This is a genomic window from Bacillus sp. L_1B0_5, assembly GCF_000836715.1.
Lineage (GTDB): Bacteria > Bacillota > Bacilli > Bacillales > Bacillaceae_G > Bacillus_A > Bacillus_A thuringiensis_S.
Genome location: NZ_JXIS01000121.1, coordinates 1 through 22,540, shown reverse-complemented (window position 1 = coordinate 22,540; position 22,540 = coordinate 1). Strand labels below are relative to the sequence as shown.

Here is a 22,540-nt window from a genome sequence, read left to right as displayed (position 1 = left end):
CTTTTCCTTATGGCAGTTTTGAAATAATATCAAAACTCTTTTTCATATATTTATAAAGAAAAAACGTAGGAACTTCTCCTACGTTTTTTCTATTGCAAAATAGTCGATACCTCAAAATGCCATTCTCCTAATAATTACGATTAACCATAATCTTCACAACGGAACAAAAGATTTTCTCACAAACTTATTTTCTACTGAATTTTTGACAATCTCTTGAACTGTGCGAAATGTCACATCTGTATTTTACAACCTCTCTTATAGTAAGGGTATGTAAGAGAGACGTATTAAAGGAGTGAACAGTATGAAGAAGAAACCTTCAGCACTAATGAGACGTTTAAAATATTTTTCACCAATAGATCGTTATAACGATAATCATACACAAGAAACATATGAAGATCGCGAATGGGAAAATGTGTACAGAAAGCGTTGGCAGCATGATAAAGTAATTCGTTCTACACACGGCGTGAACTGTACTGGTTCATGTAGCTGGAATATATATGTGAAAGATGGAATTGTAACTTGGGAAGGGCAGGAGCTTAACTATCCGACTACAGGTCCTGATATGCCAGATTTTGAACCACGAGGATGCCCGCGTGGAGCAAGTTTTTCTTGGTACATTTATAGTCCACTTCGTGTGAAATATCCGTATGTACGTGGTGTTCTTTGGAGTATGTGGCAAGAGGAGCTACAAAATAACGAGTCACCACTAGATGCTTGGAAAAGTATTGTGGAAAACCCTGAAAAAGCACGTACGTATAAGCAGGCGCGTGGTAAAGGTGGATTTATTCGTGCGAATTGGGATGAAGTGTTACAACTCGTTTCAGCTTCTCTACTTTATACAGTAATTAAATACGGTCCAGACCGAAATGTTGGCTTTTCACCAATTCCAGCTATGTCGATGTTAAGTCATGCTGCTGGTAGTCGTTTTATGCAACTTATGGGTGGCCCGATGCTTAGTTTCTATGATTGGTACGCAGATTTACCACCAGCTTCTCCGCAAATTTGGGGCGATCAAACAGATGTACCAGAAAGTAGTGACTGGTATAACTCTGGTTACATTATGACATGGGGTTCAAATGTACCGATGACGAGAACACCAGATGCTCACTTTTTAGCAGAGGTTCGATATAAAGGAACGAAAGTCGTTTCTGTCAGTCCTGACTTCGCTGAATCTACAAAGTTTGCGGATGATTGGATTAGTGTGAAACAAGGTACAGATGGTGCACTTGCGATGGCAATGGGGCATGTGATCTTACAAGAGTTTTACGTAGATAATCAAGTGGAATATTTCACAAAGTATGCGAAGCAATATACTGATTTTCCTTTCTTTGTCACATTGAAACAAAAAGGAGATCAATTCGTTGCTGATCGTTTCTTAAACGCTGCTGATATTGGACGCGAAACGAAGTTAGGAGAATGGAAACCTGTTCTTTGGAACGAGAACACGAATGATTTTGCAACACCTCAAGGCACAATGGGCTCACGTTGGGATAACGAAAAGAAATGGAACTTGCGTTTAGAAGATGAAGAAACAGGTGAAAAGATTGATCCACGTCTTTCTTTACTTGGAATGGAAGAATCGATTGGAACTGTACAAATCCCGTACTTCTCTGATGATGGAAACAAAGTATTAGAACGTACAATTCCAGTGAAAAAGGTTATGACAGAAGAAGGCGAAGTGTTCGTTACAACTGTATACGACTTAACGTTAGCAAATTACGGCGTGAACCGAGGGCTTGGCGGACAAGAGCCGAAAGACTTCAATGATGATGTACCGTTTACACCTGCATGGCAAGAGAAAATGACAGGAGTGAAACGAGAACTAATTATTCAAATCGCTCGTGAGTTCGCACAAAATGCCGTTGATACAAATGGTCGCTCGATGATTATTGTTGGAGCTGGTATTAACCATTGGTTTAATTCTGATACGATTTATCGCGCAGTTTTAAATCTTGTTCTTCTAGTTGGAGCACAAGGAGTAAACGGCGGGGGATGGGCGCATTATGTTGGTCAAGAAAAGTTACGACCTGCAGAAGGATGGCAAACAATCGCGATGGCAAAAGATTGGCAAGGGCCACCAAAATTACAAAATGGTACATCTTTCTTCTATTTCGTAACAGATCAATGGCGCTATGAAGATACACCTGTTGGACATTTAGCATCACCAATTGAAGGTAACTCACGTTATCAACATCACGGTGATTACAACGTATTAGCAGCACGACTCGGCTGGTTACCTTCTTATCCGACATTCGAGAAAAATGGAATTGAATTATATAAAGAAGCTGTTGCTGCTCGCGCAACAACGCAAGAAGAAATCGGAAAATATGTTGCACAAAAATTAAAAGAAAAAGAACTGAAATTTGCGATTGAAGATCCAGATAACAAAAACAACTTCCCGCGCAACTTATTCGTATGGCGTGCGAATTTAATTTCAAGTTCTGGTAAAGGGCATGAATATTTCTTAAAACATTTATTAGGTACAACAAACGGATTAATGAATGACGATAGTGATTCATTACGACCAGAAGAAATTAAGTGGCATGAAGAAGCACCAGAAGGGAAGCTTGATTTACTCATTAATTTAGATTTCCGTATGGCTGGAACAGCACTGTATTCTGATATCGTCTTACCTGCTTCAACTTGGTACGAAAAACATGATTTAAGTAGTACAGATATGCATCCATTTGTACATCCATTTAATCCAGCAATCGGTTCACCTTGGGAAGCACGCTCTGACTGGGATATTTTCACTTCACTTTCTAAAGCTGTTTCAGATTTAGCGAAGAAGGTTGATCTTGAACCAATGAAAGAAGTTGTTGCAACACCACTTCTTCACGATACACCGCAAGAATTAGCGCAACCACTTGGCAAGATTAAAGATTGGAGCAAAGGTGAGTGTGAACCAATACCGGGTAAAACGATGCCGCAAATTCATGTTGTTGAAAGGGATTATAAAACGATTTATGACAAAATGACAGCACTTGGACCAAATGCCGGAAAACAACCGATTGGTACGAAAGGGATCTCTTGGTCAGCAGAAAAAGAGTATGAGCAATTAAAGAGCAAATTAGGAGTTGTTCGAACGGATACTATTGCGAAAGGTTGTCCAGACATAAAAGAAGCAATCAATGCTGCTGAAGCGGTATTAACGCTTTCTTCTACAACAAACGGTCATATGGCAGTAAAAGCATGGGAAGCACTTGAAAAACAAACAGATCTAAAATTACGTGATTTAGCAGAAGAACGTGAAGAAGAATGCTTTACATTCGAACAAATTACAGCACAACCGAAAACAGTAATTACTTCTCCGGCCTTTACAGGTTCAGAAAAAGGTGGACGACGTTACTCACCGTTTACAACAAATGTGGAACGTCTTATTCCTTGGAGAACGATAACTGGTCGACAATCTTTCTACTTAGACCATGACATGATGAAAGAATTTGGTGAAACGATGGCAACATTTAAACCAATTCTGCAACATAAACCGTTCCGTAAGTCACGCCCTGAAGTAGAAGGGAAAGAGATTACACTAAACTATTTAACACCGCATAATAAGTGGTCGATTCATAGTATGTACTTCGATTCATTACCGATGTTAACGCTATTTAGAGGTGGTCCAACTGTTTGGATGAATAAAGATGATGCGAATGAAGCTGGCGTCGCAGATAATGATTGGATCGAGTGCTTTAACCGTAACGGTGTTGTTGTAGCACGTGCTGTCGTAACGCACCGTATACCGAGAGGAATGGCATTTATGCACCATGCACAAGATCGCCACATTAACGTGCCTGGTACGAAATTAACAAGCACCCGCGGGGGAACGCATAATAGTCCAACCCGTATTCATGTTAAACCAACACATATGATTGGTGGATATGGCCAATTAAGCTATGGATTTAACTACTATGGTCCGACTGGGAATCAGCGTGACTTAAATGTTGTCATCCGTAAACTGAAGGAGGTAGATTGGCTTGAAGATTAAAGCACAAGTCGGAATGGTAATGAACCTAGATAAATGCATCGGCTGCCATACTTGTAGCGTAACATGCAAAAACACCTGGACAAATCGTCCAGGTGCGGAATATATGTACTTTAATAACGTAGAAACGAAACCTGGAATTGGTTATCCGAAACAATGGGAAGATCAAGAGAAATATAAAGGCGGCTGGGAATTGAAAAATGGTGAAATTCAGCTGAAATCAGGTTCGAAAATGAAACGTCTTATGAACATTTTCCACAATCCAGATCAACCAACAATTGATGATTACTTTGAACCTTGGAATTATGATTATGAAACATTAACAAATAGCCCGCAGCGTAAGCATCAACCAGTTGCTCGTCCGAAATCAGCAATTACAGGCGAATTTATAGACAAAATTGAATGGGGTCCGAACTGGGAAGATGATTTAGCTGGTGGACATATAACAGGATTACAAGATCCGAACGTAAAGAAAATGGAAGAAGAAATTAAAACAGATTTTGAAAACGTCTTTATGATGTATTTACCACGCATATGTGAACATTGTATGAATCCGTCTTGCGTATCATCTTGTCCATCTGGTGCGATGTATAAACGTGAAGAAGACGGCATTGTTCTTGTAGATCAAAATGCATGTCGTGCTTGGAGGTTCTGCGTATCATCTTGTCCATATAAAAAAGTGTATTTTAACTGGCAAACGAATAAAGCTGAAAAATGCACAATGTGTTTCCCTCGTATTGAAGCTGGTATGCCAACAATTTGTTCAGAAACATGTGTAGGACGTATCAGGTATATTGGGGTAATGCTATATGACGCTGACAAAGTAAAAGAAGCGGCTTCTGTTGAAGACGAAAAAGATTTATATGAATCTCAGCTTACTGTTTTCCTAGATCCAAATGATCCAGAAGTAGCAGCTGAAGCGAAAAAACAAGGCATTCCTGAAGAATGGATTAAAGCAGCACAAGAGTCACCAATCTATAAAATGATTATCGATTGGAAAATTGCTCTGCCTCTTCATCCAGACTACCGTACAATGCCGATGGTTTGGTATATTCCGCCGCTTAGCCCAATTATGAATATGGTGGAAGGGAAAGGCAGTAACTGGCAAGCAGAAGAGATTTTCCCTGCTATCGATAATATGCGTATTCCAATTCAATATTTAGCGAATCTACTCACTGCAGGGGATGAATCGCATATTCGTCTTACATTGAAGAAAATGGCTGTTATGCGAACGCATATGAGAGCGCTACAAATTAATAAAGAGCCAAATGAAGCGGTATTAAAAGAACTTGGTTTAACGAAACAGGATGTAGAAGATATGTATCGTCTTCTTGCTATTGCGAAATATAAAGATCGCTTCGTCATTCCGGGCACTCACCGTGAACAAGTGGCAGATTTATATAGCGAACAAGGAAGCTGTGGTTTAGCATTCGCAGGTGGTCCAGGCTCTTGTATGACAATTTCTTAAATAAAGGGGGCAGAAAATGATGAAACAAAGTTTACAAACTGCTTTTTCTTGTTCTTCTTTTCTTCTCTCCTATCCTGAACTAGGGTGGAGAGAAGCTGTAACTGAATTGCAAGAAGAGATTGAAACGATAGAAAAGGAAGAAGTTAAAGCATCACTTACAGCCTTTATAAAGCAAGCGCTAGATAAAACGAATGATCAACTCATTGATAGTTACGTATATACATTCGATTTTGGTAAGAAAACAAATATGTATCTTACTTATATGAACACTGGTGAACAAAGAGAAAGAGGTATTGAATTATTAGAGTTAAAGCAGCATTATAAAAAATCTGGTTTTGAAGTAACGGATAAAGAACTACCTGATTATTTACCACTTTTTCTTGAGTTTTTTGCAAATGCAAATGAGCAAGACAGTGAACCAATTATGAATAAATACACGGAGAATATACAAGCATTACACGTTCAATTAAAAGAAGCAGGTAGTATGTATGAACCAATTCTTGCGGCTGTGCTACTCGCTATCGAAGCATGGGGTGTACAGACAAATTAGAAAGGAGGGTTGTTAAAATGATGGATCAATTTCTATGGGTATTGTTTCCCTATATCATTTTTGCAATCTTTATCGGTGGACATATTTTTAGATACAATTATGATCAATTTGGATGGACATCAAAATCTAGTGAACTATTAGAAAAGAAAATGCTTCGGGTCGGAAGTCTATTATTCCACTTTGGGATCATGTTCGTAATTGGCGGTCATGTTATGGGGATTTTAATTCCAGAAGCTGTATACCGTTCAATAGGTATTTCTGAGCATATATATCATGTAGTAGCAATTAGTTTTGGGCTTCCGGCAGGTGTTGCTTCTATTATCGGTTTAATTATATTAACGTACCGCCGCGTAACAGTAAAACGTATCATTGCAACGAGTACAAAGGGAGATTATATTGCGCTTATTTTATTACTTATCGTAATGCTAGCAGGACTTTCTTCAACATTTTTAAATATCGATTCAAAAGGATTTGATTATCGTACAACGATTGGTCCTTGGTTCCGAAGTCTCTTTATTTTCCAACCGAAAGTTGAATATATGATGGAAGTACCAGTTTGGTTTAAAATTCACATTCTTGCAGGGATGGGTCTATTCGCAGTATGGCCATTTACAAGACTTGTACATGTATTTAGTGCCCCAATTAAATATGTAAGCCGTAGTTATGTAATTTACAGAAGACGTATTCCTAATGAGTTGAAAAAATAATACTGCTGTAAACGGATAGGAGCTAATGGTTAAAACAAAACGAGGTCTAATATGGAAGGCCTCGTTTTTGTTTATATAGGGAATAACCGTTAATAAGTAGCTTAAATTGAAAAAAGATTAGCATCTAAATAAGATGCTAATCAATGCTGCAAACAGAAGCAGAGCAATCTTCACAGGCAATTTCACATTTTAAAAATTGTAAATCGTGGATCGTAATCTTTCCTTTATGAATCGAAATTGTACCTTGCTTTTTTAATTCATTTAACATTCGATTTACACTTTCACGTGAAGTTGCACAGAAATTAGCAAGTTCTTGATTCGTTAATGGTAAATCGATGAGAATCCCATTTTCTTTTAATACACCGTAACTATTTGTCATTCGTATAAGAGTAGAATACAGGGCACCTTTTTTGCCGTGTAATACTAAATCTCGGAACTTCGTTTGCATTCTTCTTAAATGTTCACTAATCCATTTCATAAATTCAAATACAAGTGCGGGTTTTTGGAGTAATGCTTTTTCTAAGGTTTCACGCTTTATAACTCCTACTTCAACATCTTCAAGGCATTTTGAATTTAATAAATACTTCGCATTGTCCGTGAATAATGTTAATTCTCCAATAATGTCGTATGCCGAACAAATACGGAGTGTTAATTCTTGCCCGTCAGCACTTAATTTACTAATTTGTACTTTTCCTGAGTGGATGATATAGAGCTCTGTTGCCTCCATACCCTCTTGAAAAATAAAACTACCTTTTTTAATTTGCATTTTATATTCAACAGATGCAAGTAATTCTTTTAAATCTTGAGATAATGTCATACTGTTTGCCACAGTGATCACCTTTCTTCTTATAAGCAATACATTTCCTATTTTGAGTGTAAGTATGATGAAAATGCAAGAGCTATTTTAAAAATAAATTGAAATTTCAATGACCGTAAAGGGAAGAGATTTTCAGTTTTTAGTTTGAAAAATGCAATAGACAAAGCGGATGAGAGTAAAGATGTGAACAAAATTCGAACGGATTTGTGAAGAATTTTTGAATGGGGAAAGTAATGTGAGAAAAGTCACATTGAATATGTAACTTCTTTTTTATAATGAAGGCAAATAAAAAACGAAAGCTTACTAAGGATTGCAGCAGAAAAGAAGGGATATAGATGCATGAGAACATGAAAGATTCTTTAGAACGGCCACTTCAAGATTTACGTATTTCAGTTATTGATCGTTGTAATTTTAGGTGTACATACTGTATGCCTGCTGAAGTGTTCGGACCTGATTACGCTTTTTTACAGGAAGAGCTTTTACTAACGTTCGATGAAATAGAAAGATTAGCGAGATTATTTATAAGTATGGGAGTCAATAAAATTAGGCTTACTGGCGGTGAACCGTTATTGCGTAAAGACTTACCGACGTTAATTGTAAGACTTGCAAAGCTAGAAGGCTTAAAAGATATTGGACTCACAACAAATGGTATTCATTTAGCAAAACAAGCAAAGGCGTTAAAAGAAGCGGGATTAAAACGTGTAAATATTAGTTTAGATGCGATAGAGGATTATGTCTTCAAAAAAATTAATGGACGAAATGTAAGCACAAAACCTGTATTAAAAGGAATTGAAGAAGCAAAGAACGCAGGGTTAGAAGTAAAGGTAAATATGGTCGTAAAAAAAGGAATGAATGATAGTCAAATTCTTCATATGGCTCGTTACTTTAAAGAACAAGAAATTCAGCTCCGTTTTATAGAGTTTATGGATGTGGGCAGTACAAACGGCTGGAACTTTGAACAAGTCATTACGAAGGAACAATTAATAGAGAAGATTAATCGTGTATATCCGATTGAGCCTGTTAAACCTCGTTACTTTGGAGAAGTTGCGAAATTGTATCGATATATAGGGAGTGATGCAGAAGTTGGATTTATTACTTCAGTATCTGAGTCATTTTGTTCTTCTTGTACGAGAGCTCGTATTTCGGCAGACGGCAAGTTTTTTACGTGCTTATTTGGAGAAAAAGGAACGGACTTACGAACGCTTCTTAGAGAAAATATTTCGGATGCATCACTACTAAAAATTCTCAAACATACATGGGAGTTTAGAACAGATCGATATTCAGATGAAAGAACTGCTGAAAGTACAAATAAACGTCCAAAAGTTGAAATGTCTTACATTGGTGGATAACGAAAGGAGGATTCCATATGAAGGAGCGTTATTCAAGGCAAGTATTGTTTTTTGGAATTGGTGAAATGGGACAAAGAAAAATAAGAGAAAAGCATGTGCTTCTAATCGGTGCGGGTGCACTAGGAGCTGCAAATGCAGAAGCGCTCGTTAGGATGGGAATTGGGAAATTGACAATTGCTGACCGTGACTACGTCGAATGTAGTAATTTACAACGGCAACAGTTATATACAGAAGAAGATGCACAGCAGTGCAAACCGAAAGCAATTGCAGCGGCAGAGCATTTAAGAAAGATTAATTCTGAAGTGGAAATTGTACCAGTTGTAACGGATGTCACACTGCAAGAAATAAAAGAGTTAACAAAAGAAGTGGATCTCATAATAGATGCGACTGACAATTTTGATACGCGCCTACTTATAAATGATATTTCACAAAAAGAAAATATACCTTGGATATACGGTGGATGTATTGGAAGTTACGGTGTAACGTATACAATTCTTCCAGGGAAAACACCATGTTTTCGCTGCTTAATGGATCATCCTATGGGCGGTGCAACATGCGATACAGCAGGAATTATTCAACCAGCTGTACAAATGGTCGTTGCACATCAAGTAACAGAGGCTATGAAAATATTGGTGGATGATTTCGAGGTGCTAAGAGGGACAATGTTATCATTTGATATTTGGAACAATCAGCATCTCTCATTAAAAGTAAATAGACAGAAGAAAAATACATGTCCATCTTGTGGAAATACACGCACGTATCCAAGTTTAACATTTGAAGCACAGATGAAAACGGAAGTGCTATGTGGACGGAATACGGTTCAAATCCGCCCAGGGATAAAACGTGTTCTTCATTTAGAGGAAGTTCAAAAACGATTACAAAAAAGTGTACATGTCCAAAAAACGCCTTACTTACTATCATTTCTAATTGATGAATATCGTTTCGTTTTATTTACAGACGGTAGGGCATTTATTCATGGAACAAATGATGTGAAAATAGCAAAACGATTATACGCAAAATATATAGGCTGACTAGAAAGTAAGTTTCACGTTCCAAAAACGAGGTGAAAAAAGAATGTTAGAAAAACGTACACCAATCTCAGTGGCAGAAGCAGTTGCACGAGTAATGGAATATGCTTACCAAGGTGAAATAGAAAAGGTTTCTCTTATAGAAAGCTACGGTAGAACGCTTGGAGAAGATGTTATTGCAGATCATGATGTCCCGCATTTTGATCGCTCTCCGTACGACGGGTTTGCGATTCGAGCAGAAGATACGAAAGAAGCCAGTAGCAGTAACCCGATTATGTTTGAAGTAATTGGTGAAATTGGAGCAGGTTTTGTTTTTACAGAAGAAGTGAAAGCATTTCAAGCTGTCCGTATTATGACAGGAGCCGCAATTCCAGCAGGGTGTAATGCGGTTGTTATGTTAGAGCTAACGGAAGCATTTGCAGAAAACGAAAAGACTTATATGGCATTAAAACGCTCTTTCGCTGCTGGTGATAACATTTCTTTTAAAGGAGAAGATGTAAAACAAAATAGCATCCTTGTGAAAAAAGGGACTGTTATTAATCCAGGAGTAGCAGCGCTTCTTGCTACGTTTGGTTATAGTACGGTATATGTTGTAAAACAGCCAGTCATTGGAATTGTAACGACAGGAAGTGAACTGCTCGAAGTACATGAACAATTAAAGCCAGGAAAGATTCGAAATAGTAACTCTTATATGGTAGCTGCTCAAATTGAACGAGCAGGCGGAATTGTACAGTATTATGGGCAATTCGCTGACGATTTTGAGACGTGTTATAACATTGTAAAAAAAGCGATAAAAGAAGTTGATATATTAATTACAACTGGTGGCGTTTCAGTAGGAGACTATGATTATTTACCGGCTATTTATGAGGAATTACAAGCAAATGTACTTTTCAACAAAATAGCGATGCGACCAGGAAGTGTGACAACTGTAGCTGAGCTAGAAGGAAAACTATTATTTGGTCTATCTGGTAATCCATCTGCTTGTTATGTCGGTTGTGAATTATATGTTCGACCAGTCATTGAAACATACTTGCATAAGAAAAATCCCCACTTATATCGTGTAGAAGCAATTTTACAGAAAGACTTTCCAAAAGCAAATCCGTTTACTCGTTTTGTAAGAGGGAGAGTGGAAATTGTAGATGGCCAATTGCAGGTTACACCAGTTGGTTTAGATAAATCTAGCGCAATTTCTTCACTTGCAGAAGCGAATGCATTTATCGTTTTGCCAGGGGGAACGAGAGGATTTGAAGCAGGAATAACTGTTTCGGTACTGTTATTAGAATTAAACGTCGGAAGTGAGTGGCCATGGAAAGAACCACTTCAATCATACAAATAATAGGAAAATAGGTTGCTAATTTATACAAAGATAAGAGGTGCAAGATGACACAAACGTATTATGAAGTAATTGATACACCTATTTCAATTGAAAGTGTTACTAGCAAAGTAATTCGGCGCGAGTGTGGTGCGGTTACTACTTTTATTGGTACTGTCAGAGAATTTACGAAAGGACGTCGCACGTTATATTTAGAGTATGTTGCTTATAAAACAATGGCGGAAAAACAACTTGAGAAGATTGGTACCGAGGTCGAGGAGAAGTGGCCTGGGACATATGTGGCAATTACACATCGCATTGGTACGTTACAAATTTCGGATCTTGCTGTTGTCGTCGCTGTTTCTACACCACACCGGAAAGCTGCATATGAGGCAAACGAATATATTATGGAGCGTATAAAGCAAATGGTGCCGATTTGGAAGAAAGAGTTTTGGGAAGATGGAGAGTCGTGGATAGGCGATCAGTTAGAGAAAACAGCATATAGTAATGGCGAGCCTGGAAAGGAGATGAGAATATGATTGAAGTACTATTATTTGCACATTTGCAAGAAGAAGTAAGTAAGCCAGCATTACACATAGATTGTGAAAATATTACGGTTGCGGAACTCAAGGAAGTCCTCAATAAGAAATACAACGTAGCAATTTCAAGTGAGATAATGGTCGCTATAAATGAAGAGTATGCAAATGAGGATGACATCATTCAAGTTGGCGATGTCGTAGCCATGATTCCGCCAGTAAGTGGTGGTTGATTCTTTTCAGCCTAATCATGTTAGGACGTGATTAGGCTGGAGAGAATGAATATAACTATGCATACATAGGAGGGAACAGGATGAAAAGTCCTAATTTTCAATTAAGTTTACAAACTTCTAATCTAGTTATCGGTTTTATGGTATGGGTCATTTTATCATCATTAATGCCTTATATTAAAGCGGATATTCCATTAACTGCGGGACAAATTTCTATAGTAACAGCAGTACCGGTTATTTTAGGTTCTGTTCTTCGCATTCCAATTGGTTATTGGACAAATCGTTTCGGAGCAAGAAAATTATTCTTTATTAGTTTTATTTTATTATTATTTCCTGTCTTTTATATTAGTGTTGCCAATTCTATGATGGATTTAATTATTGGTGGATTATTTGTCGGAATCGGTGGTGCTGTATTCTCTGTAGGGGTAACTTCTTTACCAAAATACTTTCCGAAAGAGAGTCACGGTTTTGTAAATGGTATTTACGGTGTAGGTAATGCCGGAACAGCAATTACTTCATTTTTAGCGCCTGTTATCGCAACTTCAGTTGGCTGGAGAGCGACAGTACAGTGTTATTTAGTTTTACTTGCAGCATTTGCACTTATGAACTTTTTATTAGGCGATCGTAAAGAGAAAAAGGTGAATACACCATTAATGGAACAAATAAAAGGTGTATATAAAAATGAAAAACTTTGGTTTTTATGTATCTTTTACTTTTTAACATTCGGATCATTTGTCGCATTTACCGTATACTTACCAAACTTTTTAGTATCTCACTTCGGATTAGAGAAAGTAGATGCAGGTATGCGGACAGCTGGATTCATCGTACTCGCAACAATTATGCGCCCAATTGGTGGTTGGCTCGGTGATAAGTTTAATCCATTTAAAATATTAATCTTCGTATTTATCGGTTTAACACTTTCAGGTATTATTTTATCATTTATGCCAAGTATGAACGTGTATACATTTGGTTGCCTACTAGTCGCATTTTGTGCAGGAATCGGAAATGGTACAATCTTCAAACTCGTTCCAATGTACTTCTCTGAACAAGCGGGTATTGTAAATGGACTCGTATCAGCTTTAGGTGGACTAGGAGGATTCTTCCCACCGCTAATTTTAACATTACTATTCCAATTAACAGGTCATTATGCAATTGGATTTATGGCGTTATCAGAAGTCGCACTTGCTTGTTTAATCATTACAGTATGGATGTATAGCCAAGAGAAACTGTTAGTGATGTTAAAGAATCATTAATAAGGAAAAAGAACTGTCCCAAAGTATTTTGGGATGGTTCTTTTTGTAATAGGCTTCAACATGTTTTTATTGCTATCTCAACAAACGCTCGTTTTCTAAAAGAATGTGCTTTTAAAATGAAAAACAGAAGGTTTATGGAATTTTATTTTAAAATATAGAAGTCAAAAGTTATTCAATTAAAGGGTAGATTAGTGAAGGAAATCTTAAATCTATTCTAAAGATCGAACTCATTTTTAGAATGCAAATATTTAATTGAATCGGGATGTTTAGATGAAAAAAAATATAAGTCCACTCAAGATAAACAAGTATCAGGTGTGTGAGGTGGTTTAAGCGACAAGTATGGAATTGATGTAAGTATTCTTCGCATAGTAACTACAGTATCAGATTTTTTTAGGGCCAAATTTTTTGGTAAGGCTAACGGATATTGTGAAAAAAGTACTCTTAAACTAAAGAATACAGTTTAGTTCGATAAGATAAAGTTATGAATTTGTATAAATAATCCATAATTTTCTTTATGAGTTATATTTGATATGTTAAAGAAAAGAGAGGGGAGGGAAATGAAATAAGAATTTTTGATGAGCATTTTCATATTATTGATTTCAGTTTTCTAATTATTGAGAACTAAGGGTGTTTTCCGATGAATTAAATGTGTCCATATTTAGTAAAGCATTTAATCCAACTAAAATATATTTAGAATGAGGTTTTAAATGTTTGTATTTATTATATTAGACGTAATATTACCGATATTAATATTGATGCTAATTGGTGCAATCTTAAAAAGAAAGTTCCAATTTAACTTAAAGCAGCTATCTACACTTATTACTTATTGCTTGATGCCAGCGGCTGTATTTGTGAATATATATGATATTCGTATAGAAACAGGTTTGTTGCTCCAGATAATATACTATTTAATGCTTTATAGTCTGAGTCTGATCATAGTAAGTCATTTCATTTCAAAAATATTAAAGTTAGAAAAAGGAGAAAGTGCAGCTCTAAAAAATAGCATTTCGTTAATGAATTCCGGTAATTATGGGTTACCAGTAAGTCAATTGATTTTCAGTCACAATCCAGTGGGGGTTTCCATTCAAATTTTTATTGTTATTTTCCAGAATCTTTTAACTTATTCGTATGGGATATATAACTTACTATCAGCAACAAAAACAATCGGAAGTATTATTCAATCATTTCTAAGACTGCCTGTATTTCATGCGCTCATATTAGGGCTTTTCTTTCAATCTTTTACAATTCAAATTCCTAATTCTATCTTTATTCCTCTTAATCAGCTTGCAAATGGTTTTGTTGCAATAGCACTCATATTGCTAGGGGCACAATTATCCAACATTAAACTTAATTTTTTCCATCGAGTCATAACATGGGCTTTAATTGGAAGGTTACTGATGGGACCATTATTAGCACTTGTCATGATATACCTACTAAACATCGATGGTATTGTTGCACAATCGTTATTTATTGCAAGTTCTTTTCCTACTTCAAGAAATACATCAACCATTGCTATGGAGTATCAAATAGAACCTGAATTACATGCACAAATCGTTTTATTTTCAACACTTTTCAGCATTATTACAGTAACTGTCGTTATTTATTTGTCATATATTTTGTTTTGAATATACGTGCAAAAACGAATAGATTTGAGGCGGTAAATGATGGACGGAAATCCCATCGATATGAGAAGAAAACGGTTTTTGATATATTGGGTGTCGTTTACAATTGTACAATGTCTGATAATCAAGCGGCTTAATTCAAAAAAGGAAACTCATTAGGGGTTATTTCGTATGCAAATCTTTAAAGTATTTACATATATACTTGCGAAAAAAGACACAATCTCGCTTATCATGTAAAGTTACATGAGCTTAGGATGATAACAATGGGTAAAAGTGTCAAGTAAGAATTTTATCTTTATTGATTTTATGCGGTTTTTCCTCATAATTGTAATTAAGGGAGATGATTTTAATTTGAGTGAACAGAATATTAGCACAACGGTTTCGGGAGATTTGATTGTTACCCATCTAATTGGCCAGATTAAAACAGAGGATGTGTATGAATGGTTTAATGGTTTCGAGCAGGTTTGTCAGCAATTCATTTCCGAAGGACGGAAATACAAATTGTTGGTGGATAGAAAAGGATACACGCCAAATCATTTTTCTGTTCAAAAAGTATGGAAAGAGAAGTTCTTCAATGAAATCATTTTGAATCACAGTAAGGCAATTGCGTTTCTCCTTGAAGAGGGGGAGATAATGGATTATTTACAACAATCTAATACGAAAGAATCTGTGAGATTTTTTGATGATTATGAACAAGCGCTAATTTGGTTGAATGAATATCCAATATAAAACCTATATTGAAGCAGTTGCTCTCAAGCAACTGTTTTTTATGTCCGTAATTGTTGACGTTGTTTCCAGGCTTCCAAAACCGTTATTTTTCTTCACAGATTCTTGTCCAATTGTTTGTATGAGCCTAAAAAACGAAACTAAAGCAAAAAGAACAAACGCCTCTAAATACGTTTGTTCAAAGTTAATTACTATTTTAGCTGAGTGATAGATTACAATTTGTGAGTACGAGAAAGCTTTTTTATAAGTTTAGGAAGTATAGATGTTAATTCCTTTTTCATACGCTTCGTAAACGATGGATCCCTACCTGAAGTTGAAATCGTTACAACATATTCATCATTTCGAATGACACCAGGCGTGTGAAATGATGATTCTGTACCATCACTTACAACGTTAACCCATTGAAAATCATGGGCGGCCTGTTTGACCATCATATTTACAGTATGTTGATTTGTAGCTGCATAAATAAGGTGGGCATCTTTAATATCATCATTAGAAAAAGTTTTTTTCTTCCAAGTAATATAAGGAAGCTCCTTCATTTCCTCGCAAATTTCTGGGCTGATAACAGTGACAAAAGCGCCTGTATCCTTTAATCCAGACGCTTTTCGATATGCAATTTTACCTCCACCAATGATAACGACCACTTTATTTTGTAGATTAAACATAAGAGGGTACATGTTATACATATATGCATTCCTCCATTCGTTCTAATAATGTTAACTTCATGTATGTATCAAACTGAAGACAGTTACAAGTCGTAACGTGATCATATTTTTTTGCATGTAATTTAATTTTTTGAAGTAATAATCCGGTAAAGAGAAGGTACGGCATGACATATACGTGGGACGCCGTCGATGTTATAGCCTTGAGCTCAGCAGTAAAAGAGGGAGTTCCTTTCGTTAAAAAAGAACAGGATACTGGCATACCGAGTTTTCGCTCGATGGCTGCTCCGATTTGTTGTAATTCATGTATCGGTTGTGGATCACTGCTGCCTCGTCCTACGAGTAAAATACTACTATTTTGCATTGGCATAGCTTCACGTATTCTTTTCACTACAAGTTCCACCATATGTGGATGTGTACTAAAAGGAGGTACAACTGAAAATGTTATTTGTGGATATTTCTTTTGTAGTTGCTCTATTTCAAAAGGAATATCACATTTATAGTGAGCTGCTGCAAATAATAAAACAGGTACAATCATTATTTCAGTTACTCCCTCTAGTATCGTTTCTGTAACTGCATCCGAAATAGTAGGTGTCGTTAGTTCTAGAAAAGCTATTTTTTGAATTCTTTCGTTTCGCTCTTTCATAACAGATTGAATAAATTGAATGAATTGTTCATTACCTTCTTGTAGCCGGCTCCCATGTCCAACATATACAATTCCTTTCATTGTCTCACCATGTCTTTCTCCACAAGAGTTTCTTGTAATTGATGATCTACGTTATGAAACCCAACTTTATTTGCATAGTGTAAAGTTGGAACGTCGGTATACGAGAATGGGAGAGTAAGAATATTGATAAAGCCAAGGCGTTTTATTTCTGCTAGAAACGTATCAATAGAAGCACGACCTTCATATACAATGCTATCCCATGAGAATTCAGAAAGCATACGTGAATGAATTTCATCGAAGCGATGATCAATTGTGTACTCATGAGTCATCATATAGGAACCAGCACCAATTTTTTCTTGAATAACAGCAATTCGGTTAATGTTTCGTCCTAAATAAATCGTTGAATTCGAAGAAAATTGCGCAGGTTTACTTAACAATCCATATTGCATGAGCTTTTCTTGAATAGAAAGGTTCATATACTGAAGTTCTGCCTGTAAGGAACGAATATCTTTATGATATTTACTGCATGATTGCATTAAGATGTCTACACTCTCAGCGGAACAAAATACAAGACGATCAACGCTGAAAATCTTATTGATTTGTTCAGAGGTTAATGTATATTCTTTCTTTTTGAAAGTTGGAATTTGATATATTTCTGCACCGGACTCTTGTAACATTTGCTTTATTGCGCTTTTTTTATTTGTTGCAGATGCAAATAAAACTTTCTTGCCGTGCAATGCCTTGCGTTCTTTCCAAGCGATTTGATTACGTAAGGAAACGACATCACCAACAATTGTCATAGAAGGATTAGAAATATTTTCGTTTTTGACAATAGAAACAATGGTAGACAGTGTTCCTGTGACAACGCGCTGTTTACCAGTTGTACCCCATTCAATGACTGCTACTGGCGTATCTTCTTTTTTTCCTGCTTGTAGTAAGTTTTCACAAATTGTAGGTAAGTTTTTTATACCCATGTAGTAGGCAATCGTGTCGCTATTGTGAGATGAATTATATTTTCCATGATCGGTTAAAGGACCTTTTGCATGTCCGGTTAATAAAGTGACACTATTACTGTAGTCACGGTGGGTGAGGGGAATACCTGCGTAGCTACTAGCGGCGATGCTAGATGTAATACCTGGTATAATTTCATATGGAATATTTGCTGCTGCTAAAGTTTCTGCTTCTTCACCAACACGGCCAAAAATAGATGGATCTCCGCCTTTTAAGCGGACTACGATTTTTCCTTCTTTCGCAAATTGAAGGAGGTGTGCGTTAATCATTTCTTGCCGCATAGTATGATTCTTTGGCATTTTTCCGCAATAAATAAGTTCACATGTTTCTTTTGTATAATTAAGAAAGGAAGGGTTTAATAAGCGGTCATATAAGACGATATCTGCACGATTTAAGCACTCTATCGCTTTTTTTGTAATAAGCCCTTCATCACCTGGTCCTGCACCAACTAAATATACATATCCGTTCATATTCGCACCTCGTCTATTTTTATTTAAAAGGAAGCCAGAGAAGGCTTCCTTTTGTAAATTACATGTATATATAAATATCCCCGTCAATAACTTCTACTTCATACGTTTGAATACAACCGTCATCAGGTTTTTGAACTTCACCTGTTAGTAGTGAAATTTTCCAATCATGTAGTGGACAAAAGACGAATTCTCCAGATACAATACCTTCCGCTAATGGCCCGTTTTTATGAGGACAACGATTTTCTACAGCTCGAATATCGCCATTTGAAAGGCGGAATAGGGCGAAAGACATACCTTTCATTTGCACCTCTTTACCGATTTGAATAGGAAGGTCTTCTGCACGCATAACTTTTATTTTTTCTTTCGTTTGTATCATATAGGTCACAGCTCCTTATTTCACAGTTTCTACTTCATACATCGCTTTTAATGATTTCGTTTCTAGTGCTTGTCCCCATGCTTCTTTATATGTGCCACGAGCTTTTTGGAAACGTTCATTTAACTTAGTGACCATATTTGCATCTTGCAGTATTTCTTTTATGCGATCGAAGCCTAAACGTTCTGTCCAGTAGGCAGTTCGCTCTCCGTAAATACCAGTTTCACGATAATATTGCATGTAAGCTGTAGCGATGCGAAGGACATCATCTTCAGTAGGGACAATCATTACAAAATCAGCTTCACGTACTTCTGTACCACCATTTCCGCCAATATAAAGTTGATATCCATTTTCGACACAAACAACGCCAAAATCTTTCGTCAGTACTTCCGCACAGTTACGCGGACAACCGGTTACACCCATTTTCATTTTATGAGGTGTATCTACCATTTCTAATGATTGTTCAAGCAACATACCAAGTCTTAATGAATCTTTCGTACCGAAACGGCAAAAACGAGAGCCAACACATGATTTTACATTACGAAGAGATTTTGAATACGCATATCCAGAAGTCATATTTAAGTCAGCCCATACGTTAGGTAAATCTTGTTTCTTGACACCGTATAAGCCAATTCGGCTTGCACCGGTAATTTTCACAAGTGGAACATCATACTTCTTCGCAACTTCAGCAATTTTCATTAAATCATCTGCTGTTGTAACGCCTCCGTACATACGTGGAATAACAGAGAATGTACCATCGTGCTGGATGTTACCATTCATTCTTTCATTAACGAAACGGGACGATTTATCATCTTCATATTCTTCTGGAATCGCCATACGTAAATAGTAGTTTAAAGCAGGGCGGCATTTCGAACAGCCGTCTTCATGTGCAAAACCAAGAACATTTCGTACTTCTTTTGGAGATTTTAAGCCTTTCTCGTGAATGGCCGCTACGACTTCATCACGGGATAAAGGTGTACATCCACACATACCGGCAGATTGCGCTGAGGCATCAAAAGCATCTCCAAGTGTATGAGATAAAACTTGTTCCACAAGCGGACGACATTTGCCACAAGACCCTGCGGCTTTCGTACAGCCTTTAACTTCTTCAAAAGTCGTTAACTCTTGTTCTAAAATGGCGTGAACGATTGTACCTTTCGTAACACCATTACATCCGCAAATCGTGTCATCCGCACTCATTGTAGCAACGTCAAGTTCACTCTCTTCACCAGCTTTGTGAAGAATGGAAACTGGTGTATATTCTTGTATATCTTCTTCTTTCTTTAACATGCTAAAGAGGCGTGTACCGTCAGCTGTGTCACCATATAAAACGATACCGACGACTTTATTATCACGAATTAATACTTTTTTATAGGAACGTTTACATTCATCAAAGATGGATATTGCTTTCGTTTGATCATCTTCATAAATTTGACCAGCAGAGAATAAATCACAACCAGCAACTTTTAATTGCGTACCGACGATACTGCCCGAATATCCATCAGTTTGTAAATTCGTTATATGTTTTGCTAATATCGCACCTTGTTCATAAAGAGGAGCAACAAGTCCATATGCGATACCGTCATGTTCCGCACATTCTCCAACTGCATAAATGGACTCATCATTTGTTAGCATATAGTCATTGACTACAATACCGCGATTTACAATTAAACCAGCATCTTTTGCTATTTGCGTATTTGGGCGTATTCCGACAGCCATTACGATTAAATCACAATCTACAACTTCACCATCTTCAAATTGAATGCCCTCAACATGGTCTGTACCAAGAATCTTTACAGTTTTCTTTTCCGTTAGAAACTTCATGCCTTGCGCTTCTAAATCTTCGCGTAATAGAGAAGCTGCTTTCGTATCTAGTTGCTGCTCCATTAAGTTTGGCATTAAATGAACAACATGTACGTCCATCCCTAAGTCAATAAGACCTCTTGCGGCTTCTAAACCAAGTAACCCACCACCAATAACAACGGCCTTTTTCTTTTCTTTAGCGGTGTCTATCATAAATTGTGTATCTTCAATTGTTCGAAATCCTGTTACACCAGGAAGAGTAGAACCTTCAACAGGTAAAATAAAAGCACTAGAACCTGTTGCGATAATAAGTTTGTCATATGTAAGAGTACGATTTTTTTCTGTGACAATGACTTTTTCTTCTCGGTCAATACTTTGAACTCTTTCGTTTGTATATAAAGTTATCTCATTCTCTTCGTACCAACTATATTCATTCATAATGATATCTTGCATATTTGTTTTGCCTTGTAAAACGTGAGAGAGCATAATGCGATTGTAGTTTGGATGCGGTTCATCTCCAAAAATAGTAATCTCATATGAATCACTATTATGTTTTAATATTTCTTCCATACAGCGTATGCCAGCCATACCATTTCCGATCATAATTAAACGTTTTTTCATTTTCGTTTCCCCTTTTTCTGTGAAATGTTGAACAAAGGATTATATTTCTATTATAGAAAATCAAAAAAAGGGGAGATGTGATATTTATCACATTTTTATAATGATTCACAAATTGTTAAAATTCGGATTTATTCGAGAGGGATGTGTATATTCTTTACCAAATGAAAAAACAGGACATAAGTATGTATACTCATGTCCTGCACTTGATTTATACTCTCGTAATTGCACGTGGAAATAAAATGTTATTTTCTAAATGAATATGTTCAAATAAATCAGACTCTAGTGCTTCAAGGCGTTGGTAAACAAGTCGATAAGTGCCGCAAGCTCCTTCTGGAGGAGTAAAGTCATTTGTAACTTTACGAAGCTCTTTAATAATGTTGCCTGCGTGGTTATGTTCATTTTCCAACTCATCTACTACTTTACGTAATTTCACATAGTTTTCTTCAATTGGATTTTGTTCAAATTCTAAAATTAATGGAAAATCTTCTGTTTCTTCTTTAATTAAATGTTGTTCTAATTCCATCTTTAATTCGTGAAATAGCTTATGAATTTGAGCTAAATGAGGCTGACTTGCCCCATGAACGCGTAATACTTTCGTTACATAAGGGCTTAACTGTGGTAATTCTTCATTTAAATAGCGATGATGCTTATTTATAACATAATCAATCAACTCACGATAAGAAGCATTTTTCCAATCAATTTCAGATTCGTTTAATCGTTTCGTATTATTATAAAGCGTATTTAACTCTGTAAGTACTTCTGTTGCTGATAAATTTCTTTCATGAATTGCATCAATAAGTGGTTTATTGCCACCACAACAAAAGTCTATTCTATATGATTTAAAAAGATCACTAGCTTTCGGGAATTGTGTAACGATCTCACCGACAATAGAAGTTTCAGTAAATGCATGTTTCATATGAACGCCTCCATAAAGTTTGAATGTAATAACTAAATTAAGAATAGCGATAAATTAAAATCTATGTAGTGATTGAAATCACTTATTCTGTGTCGTTTTTGAGAATAATAAGAAGAATGTTATTAAAATAAGGGGGAAAGTAATAAGTGGTAATATTTTGCGTTAATAAAAAAGAAGCTTAGTAGAAGCTTCTTTTTTATTGCTATTTTTCACATGCAATTCCATCGCCATCACGATCAAGATGAGAGCTATAACCTGGTTGCCCTTTATGTAAAGGGGCTTTCCCAGCTGCTCTAACTGCAGCACAATTTTTGTAGTATGCACTACTAGTATTTCCTGAAGCGGGTTGTGTTTGAGTTTGCTGTACTTTTTGCTCTTCTTGTTGTTTACGAGCCTGTTCGTCAGCCTGACGTTTTTGTTCTTCTTGTTGTTTACGA

General features: G+C 36.5%; 20 protein-coding genes and 1 pseudogene. 13 read left to right on the top strand and 8 right to left on the bottom strand.

The window, feature by feature from the left end; translation table 11 throughout:
- Nucleotides 1–301 precede the first annotated feature (301 nt).
- The 4 genes from RT27_RS28510 to narI are packed head-to-tail and all read left to right on the top strand — an operon-like array spanning nucleotide 302 to nucleotide 6,707.
- The gene (locus RT27_RS28510) at nucleotides 302–3,985 is read left to right on the top strand and encodes a nitrate reductase subunit alpha (RefSeq protein ID WP_043938458.1); all 3,684 of its coding nucleotides are present in this window, start codon (nucleotides 302–304) and stop codon (nucleotides 3,983–3,985) included.
- On the top strand, nucleotides 3,975–5,450 hold the full coding sequence (gene narH / locus RT27_RS28505) for a nitrate reductase subunit beta (protein WP_043938457.1): 1,476 nt from the start codon (nucleotides 3,975–3,977) through the stop codon (nucleotides 5,448–5,450). The genes RT27_RS28510 and narH overlap by 11 nt, the downstream gene beginning before the upstream one ends.
- 19 nt (nucleotides 5,451–5,469) lie before the next feature.
- Nucleotides 5,470–6,000 carry a nitrate reductase molybdenum cofactor assembly chaperone gene (gene narJ, locus RT27_RS28500; RefSeq protein ID WP_043938481.1) on the top strand — a complete coding sequence of 177 codons (531 nt, stop codon included), beginning with the start codon at nucleotides 5,470–5,472 and terminating at the stop codon, nucleotides 5,998–6,000.
- Nucleotides 6,001–6,017: 17 nt separating this feature from the next.
- Complete coding sequence (gene narI / locus RT27_RS28495) at nucleotides 6,018–6,707, top strand: respiratory nitrate reductase subunit gamma (RefSeq protein ID WP_016081882.1); 690 nt, start codon at nucleotides 6,018–6,020, stop codon at nucleotides 6,705–6,707.
- Nucleotides 6,708–6,843: 136 nt separating this feature from the next.
- Here narI and RT27_RS28490 read toward each other — a convergent pair whose 3' ends face one another.
- A complete protein-coding gene (locus tag RT27_RS28490; RefSeq protein WP_000013863.1) occupies nucleotides 6,844–7,536 on the bottom strand; it encodes a Crp/Fnr family transcriptional regulator in 693 nt (230 codons plus the stop codon).
- A 323-nt stretch (nucleotides 7,537–7,859) separates the two neighbouring features.
- Between RT27_RS28490 and moaA the strand changes: the two genes are divergently transcribed.
- From moaA to RT27_RS28450, 9 genes and pseudogenes are all read left to right on the top strand, one after another.
- On the top strand, nucleotides 7,860–8,873 hold the full coding sequence (gene moaA / locus RT27_RS28485) for a GTP 3',8-cyclase MoaA (RefSeq protein WP_029442172.1): 1,014 nt from the start codon (nucleotides 7,860–7,862) through the stop codon (nucleotides 8,871–8,873).
- A gap of 17 nt (nucleotides 8,874–8,890) precedes the next feature.
- Entirely contained in the window at nucleotides 8,891–9,904 is a 1,014-nt protein-coding gene (locus RT27_RS28480; RefSeq protein WP_016081880.1) for a molybdopterin-synthase adenylyltransferase MoeB, read from the top strand.
- Between the two features lie 43 nt (nucleotides 9,905–9,947).
- Nucleotides 9,948–11,237, top strand: coding sequence for a gephyrin-like molybdotransferase Glp (glp, locus tag RT27_RS28475; RefSeq protein ID WP_043938456.1), 1,290 nt, complete (start codon nucleotides 9,948–9,950; stop codon nucleotides 11,235–11,237).
- 44 nt (nucleotides 11,238–11,281) lie between these two features.
- Nucleotides 11,282–11,752: a molybdenum cofactor biosynthesis protein MoaE gene (locus tag RT27_RS28470; protein WP_029442175.1), complete on the top strand. Its 471-nt coding sequence runs from the start codon at nucleotides 11,282–11,284 to the stop codon at nucleotides 11,750–11,752.
- On the top strand, nucleotides 11,749–11,982 hold the full coding sequence (gene moaD / locus RT27_RS28465; protein ID WP_016081877.1) for a molybdopterin converting factor subunit 1: 234 nt from the start codon (nucleotides 11,749–11,751) through the stop codon (nucleotides 11,980–11,982). The genes RT27_RS28470 and moaD overlap by 4 nt, the downstream gene beginning before the upstream one ends.
- A gap of 80 nt (nucleotides 11,983–12,062) precedes the next feature.
- Complete coding sequence (narK, locus tag RT27_RS28460; protein ID WP_000841859.1) at nucleotides 12,063–13,232, top strand: nitrate transporter NarK; 1,170 nt, start codon at nucleotides 12,063–12,065, stop codon at nucleotides 13,230–13,232.
- Nucleotides 13,233–13,483: 251 nt separating this feature from the next.
- Nucleotides 13,484–13,624, top strand: a pseudogene (locus RT27_RS34450) (PspC domain-containing protein); the annotation flags it as partial.
- 315 nt (nucleotides 13,625–13,939) lie between these two features.
- Nucleotides 13,940–14,857 carry an AEC family transporter gene (locus RT27_RS28455; protein WP_043938455.1) on the top strand — a complete coding sequence of 306 codons (918 nt, stop codon included), beginning with the start codon at nucleotides 13,940–13,942 and terminating at the stop codon, nucleotides 14,855–14,857.
- Nucleotides 14,858–15,160: 303 nt separating this feature from the next.
- On the top strand, nucleotides 15,161–15,583 hold the full coding sequence (locus RT27_RS28450) for an STAS/SEC14 domain-containing protein (protein ID WP_231577707.1): 423 nt from the start codon (nucleotides 15,161–15,163) through the stop codon (nucleotides 15,581–15,583).
- Between the two features lie 209 nt (nucleotides 15,584–15,792).
- Here RT27_RS28450 and RT27_RS28445 read toward each other — a convergent pair whose 3' ends face one another.
- From RT27_RS28445 to RT27_RS28415, 7 genes are all read right to left on the bottom strand, one after another.
- A complete protein-coding gene (locus tag RT27_RS28445) occupies nucleotides 15,793–16,266 on the bottom strand; it encodes a precorrin-2 dehydrogenase (protein WP_029442178.1) in 474 nt (157 codons plus the stop codon).
- Nucleotides 16,259–16,969, bottom strand: a complete 711-nt coding sequence (locus tag RT27_RS28440) for a sirohydrochlorin chelatase (protein ID WP_029442179.1) — start codon at nucleotides 16,967–16,969, stop codon at nucleotides 16,259–16,261. Before RT27_RS28440 ends, RT27_RS28445 begins: the two co-directional genes overlap by 8 nt.
- A complete protein-coding gene (locus RT27_RS28435; RefSeq protein ID WP_016081872.1) occupies nucleotides 16,966–18,390 on the bottom strand; it encodes a uroporphyrin-III C-methyltransferase in 1,425 nt (474 codons plus the stop codon). Before RT27_RS28435 ends, RT27_RS28440 begins: the two co-directional genes overlap by 4 nt.
- A 58-nt stretch (nucleotides 18,391–18,448) precedes the next feature.
- The gene (nirD, locus tag RT27_RS28430) at nucleotides 18,449–18,766 is read right to left on the bottom strand and encodes a nitrite reductase small subunit NirD (protein ID WP_000616683.1); all 318 of its coding nucleotides are present in this window, start codon (nucleotides 18,764–18,766) and stop codon (nucleotides 18,449–18,451) included.
- Nucleotides 18,767–18,781: 15 nt separating this feature from the next.
- Nucleotides 18,782–21,187 (bottom strand): NADPH-nitrite reductase large subunit, encoded by a 2,406-nt coding sequence (gene nirB / locus RT27_RS28425; protein WP_016081871.1) that lies wholly within the window; start codon nucleotides 21,185–21,187, stop codon nucleotides 18,782–18,784.
- 208 nt (nucleotides 21,188–21,395) lie between these two features.
- Nucleotides 21,396–22,103 (bottom strand): iron-sulfur cluster repair di-iron protein, encoded by a 708-nt coding sequence (gene ric, locus RT27_RS28420; RefSeq protein WP_016081870.1) that lies wholly within the window; start codon nucleotides 22,101–22,103, stop codon nucleotides 21,396–21,398.
- A 202-nt stretch (nucleotides 22,104–22,305) separates the two neighbouring features.
- Nucleotides 22,306–22,540, bottom strand: a 235-nt coding sequence (locus tag RT27_RS28415; RefSeq protein WP_043938453.1) for an excalibur calcium-binding domain-containing protein, incomplete at its 5' end; no start/stop codon positions are given.